Genomic DNA, 9,101 nt, shown 5'->3' on the forward strand with positions numbered 1-9,101 from the left:
TTTGCGTAGAACCTTTTTTATAAGCAGATCAGGAATTTCAAGAATGACGTTATGCTTGCCGGTTAGGTCGGGTAAACAGTACATATAGACTTATTGAACGGAGGAATAATGATGAAACGCTCGACAGATCTCGATAAGACATTGAAATCTTTAGATGGACAAAAATACGGCGCGTATAAAAGAATTAAAGGAACATATGCCTTTAATCAATTTCGTTTAGTTATTGATCATGTACAGGTAGATCCTTTTGCGCCACCTTCAAAAATGCGACTTATGATCCAACGAGATGTTGCTCAAATTCCGGATCATTTACTAGATACGAAAGACAAACGGCTTGCAGTATCGGACTTCTTAACCCGAGCGTTTGCCTATCAAGTCGCAACGTTTAATCGCACTGTAAAAGGTTCTGGGAAAAATGGAAAAATCTTTATCGATCATTGTGGCCAAGAAATGCTAGAACGCACGTCGGTTGTAATCAATGACAAAACCATTGAAGTGCGCATTGAAGTTGGTATGCCAGCTGCAGGACGTAAGATTCTTGGAAAAGCTGCAGCGCATACACTGATAAATGGTTTACCAAAGATCGTAAATCAAGCTATTATGTATCAAAATATTGATCAGCAAGCACTCCAACATCAAGTGACAGTAAAACTCGACCAAACGTATATTAGAGAACAACTTGAACAACAACATCTAGTTGCTTTCATTGCGAATAATGCTATTTTACCAAGAAAAAGTGGTGTGTCTGATGAACCAATGAAAGGTGCGATTCGATTTACGAGTCCAACAACGCTTGAAACGACGTTTAACTTACCAAGTGGTCAGGCAGTCACAGGGATGGCTATTCCTGAAGGCATCACATTGATTGTTGGTGGCGGTTATCATGGTAAATCGACCTTATTAGAAGCGCTTGAACGTAGTGTTTATGACCATATTCCTAATGATGGACGTGAATTTGTAATTACACGTCATGATGCTATGAAGATACGTGCTGAGGATGGACGTGGTATTCACAACGTTAACATTAGTCCGTTTATAGATAATTTGCCTGGTAAGAAGGACACGACGCATTTTTCAACTGAGAATGCGAGTGGCAGTACCTCTCAAGCGGCAAATGTGATGGAAGCATTGGAAACGCAAACGTCAACATTGCTTATAGATGAAGACACTTCAGCAACGAACTTTATGATACGTGATGGACGCATGCAGAAATTGATTGCGCCTGATAAAGAGCCCATTACACCATTTTCAAATAAAGTGAGACCACTTTTTGAAACACATCACGTTTCAACCATTTTGATTGTCGGTGGCTCTGGTGATTACTTTGATGTAGCCGATCAAGTATTAATGATGGATGAGTATCATTTGAAGGATGTGACGGATGAAGCGAAAGCCATTGCACAATCAGACGGCTATCAACGCGACACACAAGTACAAACGTCATTTGGTGAGATTCCATCTCGGGTGCCGTTAGCCACTTCTTTCTCTAAAAAGGGAAAAGATGATCGATTGAAAGCGAAAGGACTACACACGGTTATGTACGGCAAGGAAGCAATTGATTTAACTGGTTTAGAACAACTGGTCGACGATAGTCAAAACAATGCATTGCCGGTTATGATTAATTACTTTAGACATCAACTAATAGATCATCATTTAAGTCTTATTGAGGCGACGAACCAAATGTATGAGGTGATTGAAAAGCATGGCATCGAAGCGATATCTAACTTCGATGGTCATCCGGGTAATCTAGCGCTACCACGTAAACAAGAATTTATTGGAACGTTAAACCGTTACCGCGGATTAAAAGTGAAATAACATAACAAAAGCACATTGCACTTGATAGTTAATCAAGCTTTGCAATGTGCTTTTAATTCGTTAAGAAAAAGTCTACGGTAATATCATCATCATAATATCTTTCGTCATATTCTTCAATTGACGTATTAGGCAGTATGCTTAAGCTTTTGACATAATCAATACCATAGTCTTCGACATAGCCGTGTTGGCCATGTTTAACATAAGGCGTTACTTTTGATTTAAATTTAACAACTTGATGTAAAAATGGATCTTGGTCGTGATAATATCGCTTCGCTGCATAAACCCAAACATGATCGAAATATTGACCGCCGATGTTCACATCAGTTAATAAAATTTTCGAGAAAATAGGCTTGTTTGGAATTTTTACTTTAGGTGTTATAGTAATATGTTCAATTCGACCTATGACGGTTACAGTTTTATTTTTCAAAGATTTCAAGCTATCGCGAGGCATACCATCACCTTCTTTTGCAAAAATTGTAAAATTGATAACTATTACTTGAAAAAAATAATATTTGATATAATTTTACAACAAAATGCATAAAAAGTGGTGGGATATACATTTTGAAAATACTTTATTTCGGAAGTGTATATTTATGAGATTTACTGTATATGATGGTGGATGCCTTCAGCTGCACGAATACCACTAAAGATACAACCACCTAGGAAAGTACCTTCTAATGCACGATATCCATGAACACCGCCACCACCAAAACCAGATGCTTCTCCAGCGGCGTATAGTCCTTGAATCGGTTGCATCTTTGAATTAAGTGCTTGGCCTTCTAAATTTGTTTGAATGCCACCAAGTGTTTTACGACTAATGATATTTAATTTGACGGCGATCAAACGTCCATTCTGCCCACTTAACATTTTATGAGGTTTGGCCGTACGTATTAGTTTATCGCCTAAGAACTGGCGTGCATTATTGATGAAGGCGACTTGTGGATCTTTCGTAAACGGATTATCAATTTGTAAGTCGCGTGCTTTGATTTCTTGCTTAATCGCTTCATAATCAAGTAACGTACTACCAACTAAGTCGTTCATTTTTCGAACAAGCGTACCTAAATCATCAGCGATAACAAAGTCCGGGCCATTATTCATAAAGGCTTCTACTGGAGAGGTTGCTTTACGACCTAAGCGTTCTTGAAGTAGCAACTTGATATCTTTGTCCGTTAAATCAGGGTTCTGTTCAGAGCCTGAAAGGACGAATTCTTTCTTAACAATGTCTTCTGTTAAGATGAACCACGAATAGTCATAACCTGTGTTCATGATAGTTTCTAATGTATGTAAGGTGTCGAAACCAGGATAATCAGGCGCAGGCATACGTTTGCCAGTAGCGTCAAACCACATAGAAGATGGACCTGGAATAATACGAATGCCGTGGTTCGACCAAATTGGGCTATGATTCTGAATACCTTCAGTGTAGTGCCACATACGATCTTTATTCACGATGTTTGCACCTGCATCTTCAGTAATTTGAATTAACCGGCCATCCGTTGAATCAGGTACCCCTTGAATCATAGTTTTTGGTGGATTACCTAAACGTTTAGGCCAGTATTTACGAATAAGTGGCATGTTGGCACCAATACCACCTGAAGTAATTAATAGCGCATCCACTTCGAAATGGAATGTATCTATCACGGTACGGGATGATTTCTCACCGCGTGCCACATCACTTGGTTCTAAAATATTTCCAGCAATGTGTGTCACTTGATTATGTTTGATACCAATATCTGTTACTTGATGACGTGCGAGAAATTCAAATTGGCCTTCTTGTTCTTTTTCAAGGACGTAACGACTAAACGGCTCAACTAATCCAGGACCTGTCCCCCATGTGATATGGAAACGTGGCACAGAATTACCATGACCTGAAGCAGACGTACCGCCACGTTCAGCCCAACCTAAGATAGGTGTTAAGCGTACGCCCATCGATTTTAAATAATTTTCCTTTTCAAAAGTCGCAAAGCGCACGTAAGCTTCAGCCCATTGTTTCGCCCAATAATCTTCATCCTCCGGGCGGTCAAATTGAGCAGAACCAAACCAATCATTCAGCGCAAGTTCATATGAATCTTTAACCCCTAGACGTTGTTGGATCTTAGAATTTACAAGAAACAACCCGCCAAATGACCAGTAAGCTTGTCCACCTATCGCTTGACGTGGTTCCTGGTCTAACATTGTGACGTGATAACCTTTCTTTAATAATTCTGTCGCAGCAACTAACCCACTTAACCCTGAACCAATGACAAATACCTTTTTATTCATAAAAAACTCCTTACGATTCTTTTTAGTTACAAATGCATTTACCATATTTTATCAAGTAATGAAGATAAGCGAAAAGGATTATCAAAATTATTTTGATTTAATATATGCGTTTAAAAGATAATTTAGAGCGAACACTACTTTAAATTTAATCGTTTATTTCAGTTTTTACTTTAAAAAAAACATTGATTTTACTAATTTTATTGATTATATTAAAGTTAAATTTAATATTCTATGGGGTCTCTTGATGAATGAATATGTAAAAGGTTTAAAAACTTCTATTTTAGAAGGTATTGTCCATGGTTATAAGGATTATATTAAAGTTAGAACAGAAGCATATAGAACAATGGAAATTAGCGAAGCTTATGCTTATACTAAATCAAATCACATTGAGCATCAGGTAGCTACACATATAAAAGAATATATGGACTTTCAAAAGAGTAATGCAGGACCTTCATGGAAATATTTAAAATTCATCGGAAGTGGTTTATCAGATAATCAATACCTATCATTCATAATAAAAAATGAGAAATATTTTAATAATAATGCGGTAACATATGGTAAAACACCATTTAATAATAAAGATGAAAAAGAAAAAGTATATCTAAAGGAACTAGTGTCTAAAAATCAAAATATAGATTTTGATAAGCTACAAAATGAGCATAAACATCCTCATCAATTGAATTGGGATGATTATCTGACGAAACCAAACATATATCAAACTGAACAAAAAAGTGATGGCATATTTAATATTATCACCTATAATATTGATTCAAATACTAAGATGATTGATTCTGTTAAAATCTGTATACCTAATCCAGTGAATAATAAAGCTATAATGATAGAAGATTTATCTGATGAAGTTATTCGTATCATTGCCAATGAACAAGAATACCTAACTGAGAGTGACGATTTCAAAGAATTTCAAACTATTAATGATTCAGATATTCAGACGGTAGATCCGGAAAAAGAATTTGGTTTTATATTCGAGCAAGAAGAACAAGAAAAATTTAATTAATAGCCTTTAAAAAGGGTGCTTAAACATGTTTATAGGAAAAAATCTTGAAAATATCAGAATGATTAAAGGGATGAGTAGAAAAGATCTAAGTATTGTTTTAAAAGTGAGTGAGCAAGCGATTTGGCAGTACGAGACTAAAAATATGATTCCAGAAATTAACAAAATTTACGAATTAGCAGATTTATTTAAGGTTAAAACGGCATATTTTATTGAAAACCAGCCAGACGATTTTAGTAACAAAAGCCTTAATAAGTCTTCTATAGCTTTTCGAGCAATTAATTATAAAGTCTCTACAAAGCTTTTAGAGAAGCAATTTTGGCAAGCGAGTTATCTTGCAAATATAACGAACTACCTTTTTAAGTTTATAAAAGTGCCACATGTTAATATTTTAGATCTAGCTAGAAAAATTGAAGATGATTTTGATAATCATCAAAGTAAATACGAGTTTATTAAATCATCAGCGATTTTAGCGCGTAAAGTTATTATGAAAGATGAGAATAACAAAAATTTATTATTTAATTTAGAAAAAAATGGGCTAATTGTTTATGACAAAAAAATAGATAAAGATGCTGATGCTTTTAGTTTTTGGTCAACTAATGAGATGCCCTATATTGTATTAGGTAATAATAAAGGAGTGGCGGTAAGACGGAATTTTGATATAGCTCACGAATTAGGACATATTTTATTACATAGACATATTGAATTTAGTAATTTAGATCCTGATGACTACAGAAAAATTGAACAAGAGGCAAATGATTTTGCTGGTGAATTTTTACTTCCAGAAAAAGAATTTATAGAAGACTTTAAAAAAGTATTAAAAAAATCCAACCCTGATTATTTGATTTCGCTTAAAGAAAAATGGTTGGTTTCAATTCAAACTATAGCAATTAGAGCTTATAAATTAGAATTATTGACTAGTAGCCAATATAAATATTTATGGGCTAATATTAATAAAAAAGGTTACAAATACGAAGAACCACTAGATAGTAAACTCATTATTGCTAAACCTATAAAAATGAATAGTCTCATTGATTTTTTATTTAAAAAAGAGATGATAGCGCCTAATGAGTTATTGGATAGGCTTAAGGTGAAACCTTTATTTTTAAATGAAATTGCTGGTTTTGATCCTAGAATATTTGATAAGTATATGGATAATGAGAAAGAAAAGCAAAATGGACAGATTTTAAAAATATTTGAAAATAACAATTCTTAAAATGAGTTATTAAAAATTTAAGGGTATATACTTATATCAAATCTTCTTAAAGGGGTGGATGTAAATGGCAACATTAGAAGTGCTTAATCCAGCGACAAACGAAGTGATTCAAACATTAGACTATACTGACGAAGCAACAGCGAAACAACAAATTGAGAAAGCACATGAAGCGTTTAAATCTTGGAGAGAGGTAGATGCACATGAACGTGCAGACAAATTATATAAATGGTTCGCTTTGATTAACGAACATAAAGAAGAATTGGCAGAACTCATTACTAAAGAGGGCGGTAAACCTTTAAAAGAGGCACAAGGTGAAGTAGACTACGCGAATTCATACGTTTCTTGGTATGCCGAAGAAGCCAAACGTATTTACGGACGTACCATTCCTGCGAATACACCGAATAAAAACATTATCATTAAGAAATTCCCAGTAGGTGTAGTTGGTGCGATAACACCGTGGAATTTCCCAGCGGCAATGATTACACGTAAGATTGCACCAGCATTGGCTGCGGGTTGTACTATTGTTTGTAAACCAGCCACGCAAACACCACTGACAACGATACGCTTAATTGAATTAGCGCATGAAGCAGGTATCCCAGAAGATGCCGTTCAATACGTAATTATGTCAGGTAAAGATGCAGGTGAATTGTTCACGAAACATCCAGTGATGCAGAAAGTGACGTTTACTGGCTCAACTAATGTAGGTAAGAAACTTATTGCGCAAGCGGCTGAATCCGTTGAAAATGTCACAATGGAACTGGGTGGCCTGGCACCACTCATTGTTCATGAAGACGCCGATATTGACTATGCGGTAGACCAAACAATTGCTTCAAAATTCCGAAATGCAGGTCAAACATGTATCTGTGCAAACCGTGTATACGTACATGAAGCGGTTGAAGATGCGTTTGTTAAGCAATTAACGCAAAAAGTTCATGAACTGAAAGTCGGAAATGGTATGGATAAAGACGTTACGATTGGGCCGTTGATTAATGAAGATGGCGTGAAGAAAGTCGTTAATCAATTAGAAGATGCAGCATCTAAAGGCGCTCAATTATCACGTTCTTTAGAGGATGCACAAGCGTTAGGTGGTAACTTCTTGAAACCTGTTGTCGTATCAAATGCGAACCAAGAGATGTTAGCCATGCAAGAGGAAACATTTGGTCCTATCGTGCCTGTTGCAACATATTCAGATTTAGAAGATGCGATTCAAATGGCGAATGATACACAATTTGGCTTAGCTGCTTATTTCTTTACAAATGATTATCGCACAGGCTTCCACTTATATCATTCACTTGATTATGGCGTGATCGGTTGGAATGACGGTGGACCATCAGCAGCCCATGCACCATTCGGCGGTATGAAAGAAAGTGGTTATGGCCGAGAAGGTGGCACAGAAGGTATTGAACCTTACTTAGAAACAAAATATTTATCAATCGGTAATTTGTAGTAAAGATTGCTCGCTTCTCATTTATGGGAAGCGATTTTTTTATCGAAAAAATTATTGTGAATTCATCATTTTAGTTTAAAATTACTTTACAAATATTTATGAAATCGTTTACATACACCATTTTCAGTGAAAGAATAGTATAAGATACATAAACTTAGGAGGATGTTATTTATGAGTGAGACGATTCCGGAGAAAATGAATGTTGCATTAATGCATGAACCTTATGATATTGAAATTGTCGAAAGAGACATGCCTGAAGTAGGTCCTAAAGATGTCCTAATTAAGATGATGGCGGTAGGCGTATGTGGTTCTGACGTCCATTATTATGCACACGGTCGTGTAGGCGAATTCGTTGTTGAAAAACCAATCGTATTAGGGCACGAATGTGCAGGTATGGTCGCACAAGTTGGGGAAGATGTCACAGACTTTAAAGTTGGTGATCGAGTTGCTATCGAACCAGGTGAACCTTGTCGTGAATGTGAATATTGTAAATCTGGACGCTATAACTTATGCCCACATATGGAATTTATGGCAACACCACCGTACGATGGTGCATTCTGTGAATACGTAAGCCATCCGGCAGACTTCCTTTATCATTTACCAGACTCAGTGACTTATGAACAAGCGACATTAGTTGAACCATTTTCAGTTGGGTTACAAGCATGTAAACGTGCGGATATTAAACCAGGTTCAACAGTTGTCATCATGGGTATGGGTCCCGTTGGTTTAATGGCAGTTGTCGCTGCTAAAGCTTACGGCGCAACAAATATTATTGTTTCAGATTTAGAAGATAATCGTTTAGAAGCGGCTAAACGTTTAGGTGCAACAACGACAATTAATATTAAAAATGAAGATGTTGTTGAACGTATTAAAGCCTTAACAGACGGGCAAGGCGTGAACTATGCCATTGAAACTGCAGGTAATCCGATTGCCTTAAGAAGTGCGTTAAATTCATTAAAAGATGGTGGCACTTTAGCAATTGTTGGCTTACCTCAAGAAGATATGAACGAAATTAACGTGCCATTTATCGCGAACCATGAAATCAATATTGTAGGTGTGTTTAGATATGCGAATACGTACCCACAAGGTATCCAAATCTTAAGTACAACAGACGCTGACATCGATTCACTATTCACACATCAATTTGAACTTGCCGATACAAAAGAAGCGATGGAATTAACACGTACAAGTAAAGGCGATGCCTTGAAAGTGATGGTATATCCAAATGGCTTTTTAGATAAATAATGAATCACCACCATTAAGCTAAATTGAATATACATTAATATACGAGAGTGGGACAGAATTCTTTTAAATTCGTCGTCCCACCCCCGCAAGGATGACTAGAACTAAAA

The 9,101-nt window shown here is 36.2% G+C and carries 7 protein-coding genes; 5 read left to right on the forward strand and 2 right to left on the reverse strand.

The window, feature by feature from the left end; genetic code table 11:
- Positions 1-111: 111 nt before the first annotated feature.
- A complete protein-coding gene (locus tag KA858_RS11130) occupies positions 112-1,815 on the forward strand; it encodes an ABC-ATPase domain-containing protein (protein ID WP_210135715.1) in 1,704 nt (567 codons plus the stop codon).
- A 52-nt stretch (positions 1,816-1,867) separates the two neighbouring features.
- Here the strand turns inward: KA858_RS11130 and KA858_RS11135 are convergent, their stop codons facing one another.
- Together KA858_RS11135 and KA858_RS11140 are read right to left on the reverse strand one after the other, a co-directional pair.
- Positions 1,868-2,266, reverse strand: coding sequence for a hypothetical protein (locus tag KA858_RS11135; protein ID WP_107629326.1), 399 nt, complete (start codon positions 2,264-2,266; stop codon positions 1,868-1,870).
- Positions 2,267-2,415: 149 nt separating this feature from the next.
- The gene (locus KA858_RS11140; protein ID WP_210135716.1) at positions 2,416-4,074 is read right to left on the reverse strand and encodes an FAD-binding dehydrogenase; all 1,659 of its coding nucleotides are present in this window, start codon (positions 4,072-4,074) and stop codon (positions 2,416-2,418) included.
- Between the two features lie 244 nt (positions 4,075-4,318).
- On the opposite strand from KA858_RS11140, the gene KA858_RS11145 reads away from it, so the two are divergent.
- From KA858_RS11145 to KA858_RS11160, 4 genes are all read left to right on the forward strand, one after another.
- Complete coding sequence (locus KA858_RS11145) at positions 4,319-5,089, forward strand: spr1630 family ClpXP-sensitive toxin (RefSeq protein WP_210135717.1); 771 nt, start codon at positions 4,319-4,321, stop codon at positions 5,087-5,089.
- A gap of 25 nt (positions 5,090-5,114) precedes the next feature.
- A complete protein-coding gene (locus KA858_RS11150; RefSeq protein ID WP_210135718.1) occupies positions 5,115-6,302 on the forward strand; it encodes a spr1629 family repressor/antitoxin in 1,188 nt (395 codons plus the stop codon).
- Positions 6,303-6,366: 64 nt separating this feature from the next.
- Positions 6,367-7,749, forward strand: a complete 1,383-nt coding sequence (locus KA858_RS11155; protein ID WP_210135719.1) for an NAD-dependent succinate-semialdehyde dehydrogenase — start codon at positions 6,367-6,369, stop codon at positions 7,747-7,749.
- Positions 7,750-7,920: 171 nt separating this feature from the next.
- Positions 7,921-8,994, forward strand: coding sequence for an NAD(P)-dependent alcohol dehydrogenase (locus KA858_RS11160; protein ID WP_193838737.1), 1,074 nt, complete (start codon positions 7,921-7,923; stop codon positions 8,992-8,994).
- Positions 8,995-9,101: the final 107 nt, after the last annotated feature.

Origin of the sequence: Staphylococcus sp. GDX8P80P (assembly GCF_017893095.1) — a bacterium.
Classification (GTDB): domain Bacteria; phylum Bacillota; class Bacilli; order Staphylococcales; family Staphylococcaceae; genus Staphylococcus; species Staphylococcus borealis.